Origin of the sequence: Moorena sp. SIO3B2 (assembly GCF_010692525.1) — a bacterium.
GTDB classification, from domain to species: domain Bacteria; phylum Cyanobacteriota; class Cyanobacteriia; order Cyanobacteriales; family Coleofasciculaceae; genus Moorena; species Moorena producens.
In genome coordinates this window covers 1-16,839 of the sequence record NZ_JAAHHE010000138.1, presented here as the reverse complement: position 1 = coordinate 16,839, position 16,839 = coordinate 1, and the positions used below count along the sequence as shown (strand labels likewise).

Annotated in this window: 15 protein-coding genes; 9 read left to right on the top strand and 6 right to left on the bottom strand. The window is 45.7% G+C overall.

The genetic code is table 11. The annotated features are described in order from the left end of the window. Positions 1–66 precede the first annotated feature (66 nt). Positions 67–1,281: a class I SAM-dependent methyltransferase gene (locus tag F6K38_RS23560; protein ID WP_287357578.1), complete on the bottom strand. Its 1,215-nt coding sequence runs from the start codon at positions 1,279–1,281 to the stop codon at positions 67–69. 375 nt (positions 1,282–1,656) lie between these two features. Between F6K38_RS23560 and F6K38_RS23555 the strand changes: the two genes are divergently transcribed. From F6K38_RS23555 to F6K38_RS23530, 6 genes are all read left to right on the top strand, one after another. Further along, entirely contained in the window at positions 1,657–4,905 is a 3,249-nt protein-coding gene (locus F6K38_RS23555; RefSeq protein ID WP_008180113.1) for a phycobilisome rod-core linker polypeptide, read from the top strand. Between the two features lie 632 nt (positions 4,906–5,537). Beyond that, positions 5,538–6,023: an allophycocyanin subunit alpha gene (gene apcA / locus F6K38_RS23550; protein WP_008180111.1), complete on the top strand. Its 486-nt coding sequence runs from the start codon at positions 5,538–5,540 to the stop codon at positions 6,021–6,023. A 95-nt stretch (positions 6,024–6,118) separates the two neighbouring features. After that, complete coding sequence (gene apcB / locus F6K38_RS23545; RefSeq protein ID WP_008180109.1) at positions 6,119–6,604, top strand: allophycocyanin subunit beta; 486 nt, start codon at positions 6,119–6,121, stop codon at positions 6,602–6,604. A 286-nt stretch (positions 6,605–6,890) separates the two neighbouring features. Continuing rightward, complete coding sequence (locus tag F6K38_RS23540) at positions 6,891–7,091, top strand: phycobilisome linker polypeptide (RefSeq protein ID WP_008180106.1); 201 nt, start codon at positions 6,891–6,893, stop codon at positions 7,089–7,091. A gap of 361 nt (positions 7,092–7,452) precedes the next feature. Beyond that, on the top strand, positions 7,453–7,578 hold the full coding sequence (locus F6K38_RS23535; RefSeq protein ID WP_267873720.1) for a hypothetical protein: 126 nt from the start codon (positions 7,453–7,455) through the stop codon (positions 7,576–7,578). A gap of 2 nt (positions 7,579–7,580) precedes the next feature. Continuing rightward, entirely contained in the window at positions 7,581–8,789 is a 1,209-nt protein-coding gene (locus tag F6K38_RS23530; RefSeq protein WP_008180102.1) for an FtsW/RodA/SpoVE family cell cycle protein, read from the top strand. 273 nt (positions 8,790–9,062) lie between these two features. Here F6K38_RS23530 and F6K38_RS23525 read toward each other — a convergent pair whose 3' ends face one another. Further along, entirely contained in the window at positions 9,063–9,500 is a 438-nt protein-coding gene (locus tag F6K38_RS23525; RefSeq protein WP_008180100.1) for a VOC family protein, read from the bottom strand. 122 nt (positions 9,501–9,622) lie between these two features. Then, complete coding sequence (locus tag F6K38_RS23520; protein WP_044492328.1) at positions 9,623–10,129, bottom strand: TIGR02652 family protein; 507 nt, start codon at positions 10,127–10,129, stop codon at positions 9,623–9,625. A gap of 182 nt (positions 10,130–10,311) precedes the next feature. Between F6K38_RS23520 and F6K38_RS23515 the strand changes: the two genes are divergently transcribed. Both F6K38_RS23515 and F6K38_RS23510 read left to right on the top strand, forming a co-directional pair. Then, a complete protein-coding gene (locus F6K38_RS23515) occupies positions 10,312–10,836 on the top strand; it encodes a gamma carbonic anhydrase family protein (protein ID WP_502709590.1) in 525 nt (174 codons plus the stop codon). 429 nt (positions 10,837–11,265) lie between these two features. Beyond that, on the top strand, positions 11,266–11,382 hold the full coding sequence (locus F6K38_RS23510) for a photosystem II protein Y (protein WP_008180095.1): 117 nt from the start codon (positions 11,266–11,268) through the stop codon (positions 11,380–11,382). A gap of 99 nt (positions 11,383–11,481) precedes the next feature. On the opposite strand, the gene F6K38_RS23505 is transcribed toward F6K38_RS23510, so the two are convergent. The 3 genes from F6K38_RS23505 to ccmO form a co-directional block, all read right to left on the bottom strand. Next, the gene (locus F6K38_RS23505; RefSeq protein ID WP_287310848.1) at positions 11,482–12,744 is read right to left on the bottom strand and encodes an RNA-guided endonuclease InsQ/TnpB family protein; all 1,263 of its coding nucleotides are present in this window, start codon (positions 12,742–12,744) and stop codon (positions 11,482–11,484) included. A 133-nt stretch (positions 12,745–12,877) separates the two neighbouring features. Then, positions 12,878–13,783, bottom strand: a complete 906-nt coding sequence (locus F6K38_RS23500; protein WP_008180092.1) for a LysR family transcriptional regulator — start codon at positions 13,781–13,783, stop codon at positions 12,878–12,880. Positions 13,784–13,909: 126 nt separating this feature from the next. Further along, on the bottom strand, positions 13,910–14,677 hold the full coding sequence (gene ccmO / locus F6K38_RS23495; protein WP_287310850.1) for a beta-carboxysome assembly protein CcmO: 768 nt from the start codon (positions 14,675–14,677) through the stop codon (positions 13,910–13,912). Between the two features lie 680 nt (positions 14,678–15,357). On the opposite strand from ccmO, the gene F6K38_RS23490 reads away from it, so the two are divergent. Beyond that, positions 15,358–16,839 (top strand): zinc ribbon domain-containing protein (locus tag F6K38_RS23490; protein ID WP_287357576.1); only part of this gene is annotated, 1,482 nt, incomplete at its 3' end.

Genomic DNA, 16,839 nt, shown 5'->3' with positions numbered 1-16,839 from the left:
GCTGACCGCTGACCGCTGACCGCTGACCGCTGACCGCTGACCGCTGACCGCTGAATGCTTGAATTATCAACTATCAATTTTGAGCATAATCAACTGCCGTTGGAGTAGCGATCGCACTCCATCTAAATCGAAGTTAACATGCTTGATAATTTCTGCTACGGTTTGGGCTTGGGATGAGTCGTCGGGTGAGCTACCATTCTCGTCACAGGCTTCGAGAAACGTAAATTCCTGGTCTGATAGCTTAACCAGCTGGTAATCATAGTCAAATAGGGACTTACTTGGCCAACCGGTCATACAAGGGTGCCGTTCTGGAATTGCGGCTAACAGGTCTTTATCCTCTGACCAATCTACTCGCTCTAAGGGAGGACGGGTGAGGAAAAACTCATAATGAGTCAGTTCAGGATCTAATAATTCAATTAACCGATATAGCTCCCGTTCACTCAGACGTTCTGAGCGTGCCATTAACTCTGGATTCTTGCCAAATAAGCGCTCTTTCTGCCAGTAGCGGGGATTGGAAAACCCAAGAAACTCCAAGCCAGCCGCATCGATTAGTTCAAATAGGGTTTCAATGTTATAGTCAATCTCTTGGGGATGAACGTACATATCCGCGAAGCATTCATCCTGATGGTTTTCCAAAGCCCAGCGTTCCCGGTCTCGCTTGACAATTCGGTTGTTTTCTGGGAGAGCTTCAAATAATTGACGACCGACCTTCACCCCATCCTGGTAGTCTCCCTGGTTTTGACCCTGCAAAAGTGCGATCGCTTGCTGCATCAACTGAATTTCCCAGCGTCCTAATTCAGCATAGACAAAGATATGAAATAAGCCCCCCGGTGCTAGTTTCTTAGCTATAGATTGAATCCCACGGATCGGGTCTGGCAAGTGATGTAACACTCCCACACAATTAATTAGATCGAACTGACCCTCGATTTGGTCAACATCGTACAAGCTCAGGTGATGAAACTCGACCCGATCAGCACCTGAGCGGCGACAGCGTTCCTGGGCTACCTTCAAAGCCCCAGCACTAAGATCAATCCCCACTACTGAGGCTTGGGGATTGAGGTGAACTAGATACTCTGTGCCTACCCCTGTCCCACAACCAGCATCTAGAATCCGAATCTCCTCTCTTTGGGGTGTGTGCCCAGTACAAAAACTATAAGCAGCTCGCCAATTCCAGCGCCAGTTGTATCCAGGAGGTGGCTCATCGAGTAAGGGTTCTGGGGGAAAAGGGTAGGTATCGTAGAGGCGCTCAACGGCAGCAGCGGTTTCTTGAGAGGTTTTCATCACAAAACTTTACAAAACTTAATTATTCGGGGAAATTTTTTACGAAAATAAAGTATAATCTCAAAGGTTTACTGGGATCAATGGCCATCAATCCTGAACTCGATCCCCTAAATTCTATACAATTCTTAATAAATAAACCGTAGAGATCAGAAAAGTTTTAATCTAAAAGCTAGTCGAGTTTACCAATGACATCCATTTTGGGAAATTCTAGGGAACCTACGACCTAGTAGGTTATCCTTATCCCTTGCTCCAAAGTGAGATTGGATAGGACTAACATCAAATGCCTACCCACCAAATGGGTGTCTAAAACGTGTTTATTAACTGCGGCATAAGTCCGCAATGACAGCATAAAAATTTAGGAGCTTTAACAAACCAATGAGTGTCAAGGCAAGTGGTGGAAGCTCAGTTGCCCCTGTGCAACTCTATCAAACTGTCCCATCTGCAACCATTATCCAAGCAGAACAGCAAGACCGCTTCTTAGGAAATGGAGAGATCAACGAGCTACTGGATTACTTCCGTTCCGGAGAAAAGCGTTTAGCAATTGCTGATCTGATTACCAAAAACTCAGACCTAATCGTATCCAAGGCGGCTAACCGGATTTTCGTGGGTGGTTCCCCAATGGCTTTCCTGGAAAAGCCTAAGGAAGCACCTGCCCTAGTAGGGGCTGGCGCTACAGGGGTTCCCGACACCAAAACCTTGGGAACTAGTACCTTTGTCGAGAGTGGAGGTGGATTGTTTGGGGGATTCCGCGCTCTGTTTAGTTCTCCGACTGGACCAACCCCACCAGGTTTCCGTCCCATCGACATCAACCGCTATGGCCCGAGGAATATGCAAAAGTCCTTGCGGGACCTATCTTGGATGTTGCGCTATATCACTTACGCCATTGTTGCTGGTGACCCCAACATCCTAGTGGTTAATGTTCGAGGTTTGCGGGAAGTCATTGAAAATGCTTGTTCAGCTGATGCCACCATCGTGGCAATCCAGGGAATGCGGGCGGCTTCACTAGATTATTTCAAAGGTGATCAGTCGGCACAGGAGATTGTTGCCCAGTACTTTGACATTACCCTGAACGAATTTAAAGCTGCTACACCCTCCGATAAACTGCGGCAACGGCCTTCCATAGACCAACAAGGGCTGCAATTGCCCCAAAGTTACTTTAATGCAGCCGAGCGGCGTCCTAAGTTTGTGATGAAGCCCGGTCTGTCATCCTCAGAAAAAACTGAGGTAGTTAAAGCTGCCTACCGGCAAATCTTTGAGCGTGACATTACCCGCGCCTACGGTTTGTCGATTTCTTATCTGGAATCTCTAGTTAAAAACGGGAACATTTCCATGAAGGAGTTTGTTCGCCGTTTGGGCAAATCTGAACTATACCGGAAGCAATTCTTTGAACCTTTTATCAATAGTCGAGCCTTAGAACTGGCTTTCCGCCATTTCCTAGGTAGGGGTCCATCTTCAAGGGAAGAAGTCCAAAGCTACTTCTCGATTGTTTCCGATGGTGGTCTACCCGCTCTAGTAGATGCCCTGGTGGATTCTCAGGAATACTCTGATTACTTTGGGGAAGAAACGGTTCCCTATCTGAGGGGTTATGGTCAAGAGGCTCAAGAATGCCGTAACTGGGGCATGCAGCAAGATTTGTTGCGCTATAGTGCTCCCTTCCGTAAGGATGCCCAGTTTCTCAATACCTTTGCCAAGTACGAGCAACCGCTGCCTGACCAACATGTCTATGGTTCTGGTAATGACTCGTTGGAAATTCAGTTTGGGGCAATTTTCCCGAAAGAAACCCGGAATCCTACTACCACCCCCGCTCTCTTTGGCAAAGATACTAAACGCCTGCTGATCCACCAAGGCCCAGGAATCAATAACCAAAATAGTAATCCAGGGGCAAGGGGTATGTCCCCCGGTTCCCTTGGCTCTAAGGTGATCCGCCTTGACCAGATCCCTAGTACACAAGACAAGAGTATCAAATTTGCTGAAAGCTCTACTCAAAGGGTAATTCGTGCCTGTTACCTGCGAGTGTTTGGCTTTATGCCCTATGAAGGGGAACGGCTGACTTCAGGGGAAGCTCGGCTGGAAAACGGTGAAATTACCGTCCGCGAGTTTATCCTAATGCTGGCGAAGTCTGATGGTTTCCGCAAACGTTACTGGACACCATTGTATGTAGTCAAGGCAATAGAATATATCCACCGACGTTTACTCGGTCGTCCTAGCTATGGGCGCTCCGAGATGAACAGTTACTATGATGTTGCCTATAAAAAAGGTTTCTACGGTGTAGTAGAGGCAATTGTCAACACCAAAGAGTACTCTGAGGCATTTGGGGAAGATACGGTTCCCTATGAGCGCTATGTGACGGCGGCTGGTTTAAAAATGCGCACCGGAGGAGTGTCTGGTAGCGTGACATCAGCAATGGCAATCATGGCTGAGGAGAAAGTACCTCGCTTTGTTGAGCTGGGTATGGGCAAAGAGATGCTCACCGAACCGGAAGTTGAATTCCGGATTAATCAGGGGGTTAGTGTACAGCGTGAACAAACTAAGATCTTTAAGCTGATCGACCTTAATGATAAGCCAGCGTTGAAAGTCCTGATTGGAGCAGCTTATCGGCAGATATTTGAGCGGGATCTTGAACCCTATGTGATCCAAGCAGCATTTACCTCCCTGGAAAGCCGACTGAGCAATGGCGAAATTAATCTCAAGGAGTTTATTGAAGGCTTAGGTTGTTCTGATCTCTACATCAAAGAGTTCTACACCCCCTACCCCAACACCAAGGTGATTGAACTGGGTACCAAGCACTTCCTAGGACGTGCCCCCTTAAATCAGAAGGAAATCCAGACCTACAACGCAATTCTAGCCTCTGAAGGGATTCGGAGCTTTATTGGGGCAATGGTCAATGGCATGGAATATGCTCAGGCATTTGGAGAAGATACCGTCCCGTACCGCCGCTTCCCCACCTTACCAGCTGCTAATTTCCCGAACACCGAGAAGCTGTATAATCAGCAGACCAAGCAGAATAGTGATGTGGTGGTACCAAGCTTTGATCCAGTCCAGCCTCGCATGGATTCGTCTAAGCTACCTCTGACCGGAAAAGCGATCGCAGATATGGCTGCCCAAAAGTGGCAGGTGGCTACTAACCCTTCCGAGCTGGCCAAGGTAGGTCGTTCTTCTAATCGGAAGCACTCAACCTTGAATCCCAAATCTGCTAAGGCGACACGGATTTTCCGCATCACCCCAAACATTTCTCAGGTTGAAACCGCAGTGGTGATTGATGCCATTTATGACCAAGTCCTGGATTTATTCGGTGAACCAGTACCACCAAAATACCGGCAACAGCATCTAGACAGTCAACTGCGCAATGGAGAAATTTCGGTGCGGCAGTTTGTTAAAGCCTTGGCCAGTAGTAACAGCTATAGTCAGCGGTTTTACCAGCCTTATCCCCCTGCCAAAGTGGTCGAGTTATTGTTCCGGCACTTACTCGGACGTAACCCTAACACTCACGGTGAGGTTCAAACCTACCAGCAGCTGTTGGCGGGACAGGGTCTAGAAGCTGCAGTAACAGCTATGGTTGATAGTCGAGAATACTCCCGCTTCTTTGGTGAAGACGTAGTCCCCTATCAGCGGCTCAGTCAGTAAAAAGTCTGAATTATGAAGGTTGGAGGTTGGAGGTTGAAGGTTTGAAGGTTTGGAGGTTGAAGGTTGAAGGTTGAAGGTTGAAGGTTGAAGGTTGAAGGTTAAAAGTTTAAAATTGAAGGTTTGGAGGTTGAAGGTTGAAGGTTTGGAGGTTGAAGGTTGAAGGTTGAAGGTTTGAAGGTTGAAGGTTGAAGGTTGAAGGTTGAAGGTTTGGAGGTGGTCGGTAGGTTGGACTAGCCTTAAAGGTTAAACTTTCAACCTTTAACCTCTAACTCAGGCCACTAACCTGTAACTGACCTTTCAAACTTTATTAGGGAAAATGTTAAGATGTGTTGCGAAGCTAGGAAAAATGTCAACAATCTGTAGCAAAATATTCCCGGAAGCTAGGTGTATGATTAACCTGCTTTGATTTATGCCTTTGATTTAGGCGGGGTTAGCCAAACCAAGTTTTGCTGGGGCGTGCGTCGGCTGAAGTTCCGACGGCGTATCGAGAACGGCGATTTACCCGGCACATTGCAGGTAACTGCAATGCTACAGAAGCTCTAATTACACCGCAAGGTTAGTTAGAGAGCGTTCATTCTTGGAAATGCCAGTTTAAAAAACCTGGTAATATTTTTTTCTGGAGGAATCCATCTATGAGTATTGTCACGAAATCCATCGTGAATGCAGATGCTGAGGCTCGCTATCTGAGCCCTAGTGAATTAGACGGTATCAAAAGCTTTGTTACTTCTGGTGAGCAGCGCTTACGTATCGCTCAAACCTTAACAGGCTCCCGTGAGACAATTGTTAAGCAAGCTGGAGACCAACTATTCCAAAAGCGTCCAGATGTGGTATCTCCTGGTGGTAATGCCTACGGTCCAGAAATGACCGCTACTTGCCTGCGGGACATGGATTACTACCTACGCTTGATTACCTACGGTATTGTTGCTGGTGATACCACACCAATTGAGGAAATTGGTCTGGTAGGTGCTAAGGAAATGTACAAGTCTTTAGGTACCTCCATTGATGCTGTTGCCGAAAGCGTCCGTTGCATGAAGGGTATTGCTACTGGCATGATGTCTGGGGACGATGCTGCTGAAGCTGGCTCTTACTTCGACTATGTGATTGGTGGATTGTTGTAGGGCAATAAATACTCCTTGGCCTAGTGTTCTGATGATGGCAAAGTTTGTCTGTAGAACCGATAATCACAACTTGAGTTAAATAAGGAAATAGAATCATGCAAGACGCAATTACTGCTGTTATCAACTCTGCCGACGTCCAAGGCAAATATTTGGACGACTCCGCTATGGCAAAGCTCAAGGGCTATTTCCAAACTGGTGAGCTGCGGGTACGTGCAGCAACTGCCATTAGTGCTAATGCTTCTACCATCGTTAAGGAAGCGGTTGCTAAGACCCTGTTGTATTCCGACAGCACTCGTCCAGGTGGCAATATGTACACCACTCGCCGCTACGCAGCTTGTATCCGTGACATGGATTACTTCTTGCGTTATGCTACCTATGCGATGTTGGCCGGTGACCCATCGATCCTTGATGAGCGGGTACTCAATGGCTTGAAGGAAACCTACAACTCCCTTGGTGTTCCCATTGGCAATACCACCAATTCCATCCAAGGCATGAAGGAAGTTACCGCTAGCTTAGTTGGTGCTGATGCGGGTAAGGAAATGGGTGTATACTTTGACTACATCTGCTCTGGCTTAAGCTAACTTAGCTAGTGTTGATGGAATTCGCCAGCCTGTAGTTGTCTGTGTAATTAAGGTCTGGGAAGTTGATTGTGAGTGCTAGCTTGTTAAAGGCGAATCTGGCTCACGTCAGTCAAGCAGAGGAGTTTTGACAGTCTAGTATTGACAATTAACTCCCAGACTTTGGAATAGTTGAGATATTCGATTAACGAATTTATTCCCTCGCTATAGGCGATAGGGGATTTTTTAGACATATTGGAATCAAACCAGAATTAAAATTTTCTTGAATTTTACTAGGAGAAATAACCTCATGCGGACGTTTGAAATAACTGCTTGTGTGCCAAGCCAAAGCAGAATTAGGACACAACGGGAGTTACAGAATACTTTTTTTACCAAGCTAGTTTCCTACGATAACTGGTTCCGTGAGCAGCAGCGCATCCAGAAAATGGGTGGCAAAATTATTAAGGTTAAGCTGGCAACTGGTAAGCAAGGTACAAACACCGGTTTGTAATAATTTTTCGATAATAGCTGTTTATAAAAAAATTTCAGGGGGTCTACTACGACCCCTTTTTGATTTTTGGTGGAAAATGGGGGGATGGAAACAGAGGCAACAGAGGGAAGATATAGCATTTCTAAATTCGGTGAGGTACATTTGGGATGTTAGGGAATAGGCAAAAGGCAACAGGCAACAGGCAACAGGGAAAAAAGATTGTGTACCTCATTACTATGAGAAAAGCTATAAACAAGAAACCAAAGGCCAAAGGCGAACAACCAAATAACCTTGGCCTTTCGGCCACGCTACGCGAACAACCTTCAACCACATAACCTTGGCCTTTGGCCACGCTACGCGAACAACCACATAACCTTGGCCTTTGGCCAGGCTACGCGAACAACCACATAACCTTGGCCTTTGGCCACGCTACGCGAACAACCACATAACCTTGGCCTTTCGGCCACGCTACGCGAACAACCACATAACCTTCAACCAACCTGATTAAACGTGGCTCTACGTAACCTGATTCTCTTATTTAACCCCTCTACTACAGACTGGGCAGTTAGTGCTCGGTTACTGAAGTGGTTAACGTTTCTATGGCTGTTGATCGGAATAGTAATTCTTTTCTCAGCTTCTTATGCGATCGCAGATGTCGAGTTAGGGGATGGAACATACTACGTCAAGCGACAGCTGATGTGGGTAGTCTTAGGTTTAGTGGGATTTAACCTATTGGTGCGATCACCGTTGCGTTATTTGCTAAAGATCAGCCATTGGTTGGTCCTGGGGCTGTTGGTGCTGCTGTTATTGACTTTAATTCCTGGTGTGGGCACAACGGTTAATGGGGCAACTCGCTGGTTATCTTTCGGTTCGGTTCCCCTGCAACCTTCAGAGTTAATGAAGCCGTTTCTAGTGTTACAAGCAGCTCGGGTATTTGGGCAGTGGGACCGGCTTCAGTGGCGGACTCGTTTCACGTGGCTGGGGATTTTTATGGTGGTGTTGGTGGGAATTTTGTTACAGCCTAATCTGAGTACAACAGCACTTTGTGGGATGACCTTGTGGCTAGTTGCTCTAGCAGCAGGGTTACCGTTTTCTTACTTGGGAGGTACAGCATTTGGTGGTGTCCTGCTGGCAGTACTCAGTATCAGCATTAAGGATTACCAGCGGCGTCGGGTGATGTCATTCCTAAATCCTTGGGCTGATCCAATGCGAGATGGATACCAATTGGTTCAAAGTCTTCTAGCTATTGGCTCCGGTGGGACTTGGGGCTCTGGCTTTGGGTTATCCCAACAAAAGTTATTCTATTTACCCATTCAACACACTGATTTTATCTTTTCTGTCTTTGCTGAGGAATTTGGCTTTGCTGGTAGTATAGCGCTAATGTTATTGTTGATGACATACATGACCCTAGCGGTGATTGTAGCTATTAAGGCAAGAAACCGAGTCTATCAGTTAATCGCGATTGGAGCAATGCTGTTTATTGTAGGACAGTCTCTGTTGAATATTGGTGTCGCTTCTGGGGCTCTGCCGACTACTGGTTTACCCTTCCCATTCTTTAGTTATGGGGGAAGTTCGATGATTTCCAGTTTGTGTTCCGCTGGGTTGTTGATTCGGGTGGCACGAGAGAGTAGTGAGGCGAAAGTTGTGTCTATACAAAGTCGCCGCCAGTCGATAGCAGAACGACGGCAAAGAAGGCACAAGGTCAAAGCCAAAAGGTAAAAGTGACCAATATAGCGGTTTTCAATTTGGTGAGGTACAGAGTTTCTGGTTTTAGGGAACAGCGGATCTGGGAACAGGGAACAGGGAAGAGGAACCCACCCCTAACCCCTCCCAGGAGGGGAAGAGGGAACAGGGCAAAAATTATGTTTACCTCATTAGCGTAAAAAGCGCTATACAGACTAGTAATTTTTTTTTCAGGGCATTCCTACTCCCGACTCCCGACTCCCGACTCCCCACTCCCGACTCCCCACTTCCTAAAACCGATGTCTAGGTCTAGGTTTTTAGTAGATACAAAAACTCCAACGGTAAACCATCAGTATCAGCGATAAACGCTACCTCATAAACACGATTACCGATCATCTGTTGGGTAGGTTCCAAGAGAACCTTCAACGGTTGAAACTGCTCTGGGTTCTGCTCAGAAGCCTCTTTAAAACTTTCTTTCAAGCACTCTAACCAACTTGGCAAGTCAGTAGCGCTATCAGTTAGGTCAAAAGACACGTGGTAATACCCCACATAATGCTCATCCCCAAAGGCATCTGGTGCTGGTAATGGTTCAGGAATTTGGATCAGTTCCAAGCGTCCCCCCAGTCCCTTCAGCCAACACGCTAGAGTCATGCCGGTAGTGAAGCGTTCAGATACCGTGAATCCCAACTTCTCATAAAATGCGATCGCGCGATGAATATTGGCTGTGCGAATCGAAGCGTGATGCATGGGTTTTGTCCTTTGGCCTTTTTCCTTTACCCTTATTCCTTTGTAACCAACAACAGGTGTACTGAAATCACCAAGCGCTAATCACTAATCACGTGCTCACCAATCTACCAATCTAGCAATCACTAAAACAATCGGAAATAAGGGTAGCGCACAGGTACCCCTGGTTCTTTTTCCAAATCAAAATTAATCACTGCCCAACAAGGTTCTTCCTCAGGTTCTGGGCTAAATTCTACCGGCAAGCCATACAACCTGGGTTGGCCTGACTCTGAGTTCCCTCGCCAGGGGGTACTGCGCTCTAGGTAGGCACTCACTAAATCCCGATAACGACTGGCAATAATCACCCGTGTTGCCCGATATCCTTCAGTGTATAGCTTGTCTAGGGCTTCGTGAATCTCAAAGCGAATTCCATCAGGATGAGTGTGCTGTCGGTACCATTTATCTTGCCATAGACGCCAGTGACGCCCAGATTGTAAATGAATCAGTTCCCCAGTTTTTGGGTTGGCTTCAAACGCACCATGACGTGGACACAAGTAAGTGTCAGTCAACGTCAATGCCGGAATTATCTGACGGCAGTGAGGACATTTTATTTCTGAACCGAATATCGGGTACTGCAAGCTAGAATCAATCATTAAATGCTAAAGATTGCCTTAGAGGTATATGCTATTACCTAATGGCTCCATCATTATAACTGGGTATTTATTGCTGTTGGTCTAAGTGACCCCACTCTAAAACCTATGTAAAACCTAAGGTATTAATTACCATTATCTCCCTATTGTGATTAATTGTGGATCATCCTCTACCTAAAACCCCAATATTGACATCTTTTTGGCCTCCCCCAGATCTGTCTCTTGCTGCCTTTGTCGCCCCTAATGCTGTAGTTATGGGTCAGGTGTCCGTAGCTGCAGGAGTTAGCATTTGGTATGGTGCTGTAGTCAGAGGTGATGTGGAGCGCATCGAGATTGGCGATCGCACTAATATTCAAGATGGCGCAATTTTACACGGAGATCCCGGCAAGCCAACAGTTTTAGAAGACCATGTCACTGTCGGTCATCGCGCTGTCATTCATTCAGCATATATTGAACAGGGTAGCTTGATTGGTATTGGAGCAGTGGTACTCGATGGGGTTCGTGTGGGTCATGGTAGTATCGTAGGCGCTGGAGCTGTGGTTAGTAAAGACGTTCCTCCTCTGTCCCTGGTAGTCGGTGTCCCTGCCAAAAAATTACGGGATGTTTCGGAGGCTCAAGCCGCTGAACTGATTGAACATGCACGGCACTATGAAAAGTTGGCTCTAGTTCATGCAGGTAAAGGCAAAGATTTAGGATTTAGTGTAACCTAATACTTCGCTGCCGTTGGCCCAAACCCGGAACAGAGAACTTCCGATCCCGGAACAATGGACAATAATTGAGAAAAACACGATCACAAAAGCCCTGTATCGCTTTTTACCGATTCCTTACCAATTAGTCAAGTGTGGGTAACATTGATTAACTTTGGTTAAGTTTTACCAAGAACCGTCCAACGTCTTGGACAAATGGGTGATCAGGTTACTGAAAAATTAACTAAAAAAAATTGACCCATAGGTGCGACTATATTAATAAACAACTACGTACCGTCCGGTACAGGGCAGACAAGCTGAGGGAGGTTACCCCTCTAGCTTGGTAGGAGTGATATTACTTAGTCACAGCAACTTTTTCAACCAACAAGCCCACTCCTTGTAGGGGTGGGAGGTTAAAAAAACTTCAAGCATTATAGGGAGGACACTAGAATCATGGATTTACGTCTATTAATAGTCTTATTGCCTTTACTCCTGGCACTAGGCTGGGTAGTTTACAATATTGGTGCGATCGCTCTCAAACAAGCTCAAAATTATTTGAATAAATCTTAATAAATCGCGCGTCAACCAATTGAGCAATAGCACCTTTGCACAAAAGCTTAATAGCCAGCTGTTCCTTGACACTCCCCGCCCTATAAGAGCGGGGATTCTTTAATCAACGACCCAACGTGGCTCTTCCAGACCGGAATCAGGAAGAGTAGAGGTCGGATCTCCTAAAGCGTTTGGATCGATGATCCAGGTTCCTGTATGCCCTACAGTACCCAAAGCTCTTTTTAGAATATTGATAGCTGCATTATGATCGCGTTCGCGTAGCGTCGCCTTCGGCGAATCCAACACACACCCGCATGAACATGCATGAGTTCTAGTAGATAGCGATTTTTTGACAACTTCACCACAGTTTGAGCAATTTTGGCTAGTATAAGCAGGATTAACGGCTACCGTTTGCCTAGTAAACTTTTGTCCAAAATACTCTAACCACCTTCTAAATTGATACCAACCTGCATCATTAATAGACTTAGCAAGACAATGATTTTTGACCAAATTTTTCACCCTTAAATCTTGCCTTCGGCACGCTTCGCGAACGTAAGCGACCACGTCGTTAGAGTGGATTACGCAACGGGCGAGTCTCTTCGCATGTTCTTCACGTTGCCTACTTATTTTAAGGTGCGTCCTACCTAACCTATTAATGGCGCGCTTACGGTTAGCTGTTCGCGAAGCGTGGCCTACGGCCTTGCCTTTCTTTTTACGAGAAACTCGGCGCTGATAAAACTTCAGCCGCTTCTCGCCCTTACGATAAAATCTTGGATTTGGTTCTGTGTTTCCCTTAGAATCTGTGTAGAATTCTTTTAGCCCTACATCTAATCCAACGTTGGTATGTGAGGGATCTAGAGATTCCTTAATATCAACTTTGACACAGAATTGAACATAATAACCATCTGCGCGACGTACTAATCTGACTCGCTTGATCAATTTATGGTCGTAACGCCACAATTCCCAGGTTCCCTTTAGTTTTAGTTTTCCGACTCCTTTTTTGTCTAAGAATTTTATCGACTTAGTATCAGGTGAGAGTCTCCAGCCCGATGTCTTGTATTCAACTGACCGGGAGAACTTTTTAAACTTGGGGTAACCCTTTTTACCAGGGACTTGTTTTTTACATTTATCGTAAAACCTAGAAATTGAACTATAAGCTCTTTCCACTGAAGCTTGGCAGGCATGAGAATTTAAGTCTTTAACAAAAGGATATTCAGATCTCAGCCACGTGTTATAGCGATACAAGTCTTTTTGTCCTATACCTTTATTATCCATCCAGTAACGGATGCACTTATTTCGGACGAATTGACCAGTGCGTATCGCCTCATCAATGGCGGCATACTGAGTTTTATTCCCCTTGACCTTAAACTCTAAAACTATCATTTTGACGTGGAACAACTCTACGTCATATTATAGCACAAAAAGAAATAAAGCCGTCCTAGAAGGACGGGGCTTGAAACCCAATTTTTTGGTCAAAAGGAGGATACAGCTGGTTTGCTTGCGCTATTGAGCAATGTTATTTTTGGCAAATCAGTGGCTCTGAACTCAATAGATAATCTAGAAAAGTACCAGCAACAATCGATAGTTGTTTGCTACGTGGATAGACAGCATACCAGTAACGCTCGATCGGAAAGTGTTCTACATCCAAAACCACCAGCTCAGAGTTAACCCCTTCTAAAATTAAGGTATGACGAGATAATATAGAAATTCCTAAACCCCCTGCGATCGCTTGCTTAATTGCCTCATTACTACCCAAATCCAGCCGCACCTTTGGTGAAATCTGGTGGTGATCGAACAGTTTTTGTACAGCTTTGCGTGTTCCCGAACCAGGCTCCCTCATAATAAAGGTTTCTTGAGCTATACGTTTAAGGGGGATATTTTTTTCCTGAGCTAGAGGATGATCGACCCGTGCGATCACAACCAGGGGGTTTTCTTGCACTGGTTTATAGCAGGTCTCCTGGTTTTCCGGAAGCTGACTCATAATGTATAAGTCATCTAGATTCTCACTGAGACGACCAAGGATGTATTCGTGGTTGGTGACTTGCAGAGAAATATCAATGCCTGGATAACGCTGGCAAAACGGACCGAGTAAACGAGGAATAAAATATTTAGCAGTTGTAATCACTGCTAAGCGCAGACGCCCCTGTTTTAAACCTTTGAGATCTGCCACTTTCATCTCAAACTGGTCTAAATTCTCAAAGATATCGCGGCAGGTTTTAACTAGTGCCTCACCAACCTGGGTCAGGTAGATTCGCTTACCTACCTGGTCAAACAGAGGCATACCAACAACTTTGGTTAGCTGCTTCACCTGCATAGAGACAGTGGGTTGGGTGAGAAACAGTTCCTCTGCAGCTCGTGTAAAGCTGTGGTGCCGAGCGACTGCTTCAAAGACCCTTAACTGATGCAATGTGGCTTGCTTCAATGATATTACTCCTATGAGGATATAGATCTTAGTCTTTGACAGTCTTTAAAGTCAGGAGTAGGGAGTGGGGAATGGGGAAAAGAGAGTTTCATAGTGTTCATGGTGGACTTTTTTCCATGGTAGCTATTATGAATCTTTGGTACGTATGGGTAAGTTTCTTAAATCTGGTAGTTCTACTAGCTCTTTTTCTGCTTCCTTTACCTTAACTGGTATTCTCAAGGGTTGTGGTTGCTCCTCCATCAGGCAACTCGCTACTGGCAAGCTTTTCTCTAAATCTTCAAGAGGTCTAGGAATCACTGTCACAGCGGTTAGTTCACCAATACGCTGGGCTTCAGCCATTCCAACTTGTAAAGCAACGGCTACATCTGCCACACGACCCCGAATAATGGCAGTACATAAACCCGCCCCAATGGTTTCGTAGGCAGTAAGCTGTACATTGGCAGCTTTGAGCATGGCATCCGAGGCACCAACCATTGCTGGCAATCCCCTGGTTTCTAAAAGACCTAGGGCATGATTACTGACCCGGCTACGATGATTTTGGTTAACTTGATCGAGTAGGTGAACACCGATGGGAAATATCACTTCCAGGTTGGGAAGTGGTCGCGCAATGATTGTCGAAGAGAGCAACTCACCCTCTCGTTGAGCATAATCCTTACCCGATTCCACAGCAATTCTCACCTCAGCGATCGCTCCCCGCACAATGGCAGTGCAGTGACCACTACCAGTTTTTTCATAACCCACAAGGGTAACTTCTGCTGACTTGAGCATGGCGTCAGCAGTACTAACAATTACTGGAAAACTTAGAGTAGAGACTAAACCTAGGGAGGCTTGGTTAAACCGTTTTCTTTTTCTCAAGGGATCGTCAGGGACAAGCCCAGGTTTGTATAACTCCATCAGACAGAAGACCTCTCTTTGGTTGTCGGCTGTTACTTGTTGGCTTATATCAAGTTTAGAAAGTTACGTGTAAAGCCGTAACATACAAGGGTCAATCAAGAAGTAGCTAATGGGATTGGACTAGATGATTGGCATGGGTTTTGTCTGGGAGTGGTGTGCCGACCACCGGTATGATCTAGCATTTCTCAAATAGGTCAGGTACACAGTCGCAGGGTTGGGCGGTAGTAGGGAGTCGGGAGTCGGGAGTCGGGAGTCGGGAGTCGGGAGTAGGGAGTCGGGAAAGGGATCCCCCCTAACCCCCCTTAATAAGGGGGGACCTTAATAAGAGGGGAACGGAAGCCTTAATAAGGGGGGAACGGAAGTGGGAAAAAATCCTGTTTACCTCATTACTACGAAAACCGCTATAACAATAATTTATAACTATAATTAATTATATTAATAAAACTGGAGGCGAAACTGCTAGGACAACTAACTATAGAGCGTTACATTGAGGCATATGGGGTGGCTGTTGGCTTGACACTCCCAACCTATGTCGTTCTAGCTATCCCAATGGCGTTCCTGCTAGTCTCGCAACTAAACCCCAATAAATAGGTATAAAACGGTATTTAACTGTACAAAACCGACATTGACATTTTGCTAGCGCTAGAGTATAGTCAAGAAAGAAGACACAGCAGTTGACGATGCCAAAGAAAGTGGGCTATCCCAAGAGACTATCGACTCAAATTGTCCCCGTGGTGGGGATGAGTAAGTCGGTAGAGTTTGAGTTGTTGCAGGTAATGAAAAAACTAGGTGTCGTCAGGGCTGAGTCTTACAACAAACTCGGAAGCATTAACCATTGGGGACTGGACTGGAAAAAGGCTATCCCGGAAGTGAAGAGCTTCAGGACTCCCGATACCTTGGGGCTACCTGCTAAGTTAATGGATTGGACTATTAATGATGTAGCGAAAGCCATTACAGCGAGCCAGGCGGCCTGTACCGATGCGGTAATCAAGAAAATCTACAAACGATTTCCGGGGAAGGACAATCAAAAGACCAGAAAAGAACTTTGCTTTCAGCTTAAGACCTTAGCATTTATGGACAGTCCACTCCTTCACCGACTGATCAGAAAGGAGTTTCAGCGAGGACATTCTTGGGTCAAAAATCAGATAGTTTATCAACAAGTAGGCTATAAGTGCAGAAGGCTCTCCCGCAACACTTATCAGTTAGAGCTAGCTGGATTAAGAAGAGGAAAAAGAAACAGAATAATCGTCAGATCTAATCGCCAAATAAGTGGGCAGATTAGATTAATCCACAATCAAACTTTACAAAGATTTGAGATTCACTTCTTAGTAGACTATGGAACCGTAGAAGTACCCGCCAACCGCCGTCCTGTTGGGATAGATAAAGGGTACACAGAGGCTTTCTATGACTCAGATGGCCAAGGGCATGGTTTGAACTTGGGCAAGGCGACTACTGAAAAGTCCGACCGTATTTGTGCCAAGAATCGTAATCGAGGGAAGCTTTGGGCAATACATAGAAAACTGGAAAAACTAGATCCAGTCAAATCGGCTCGAATACTAAAAAATAATTTAAACCGAAAGACAGAAAATAAGCGCTACAGACAGAATCAGTCAGAGCTTACAGCAATAATAGGAGCTGCTTCTAAATCGCTGTTTAATGGCGAATCACTCTTAGTTTTTGCGGAAGATTTAACACAACCAATCAAAAATAAACGCCAGTCCAAGGCGATGTCTCGCAAGCTCAATAGTTGGATGAAAGGAGTAATGCGGGATTCGTTACAGAAATGGGCTAATTGGACTGGGTCGGTTGTGAAAGAAGTCCAGCCTAGTTACACGTCGCAAATTGACTCCGTGACCGGAACCCTTCTGGGGAAAAGAAGCGGGGACAGTTTTACCAGATTTAATGGGGTCGTGTTGCAGGCTGACCATAATGCTGCCAAAAATATCCTTGACAGAGGTACGGATCAGGAAATCACCCGGTACATGGTTAAAACCGAGGTACAGGCAGTATTGTTGCGTCGTACCGCGCGTTTCTTGGAAGGAATGGGACTTAGTTTACTTGATGCAATCGAGCTTGGATTGCTTAATTGCAAGCATAGCAAAACTAAGGCTTTTAAGGAACTCCTGGTCGAGATGCCAGGAACGCCTAGACAGATGAGTGGG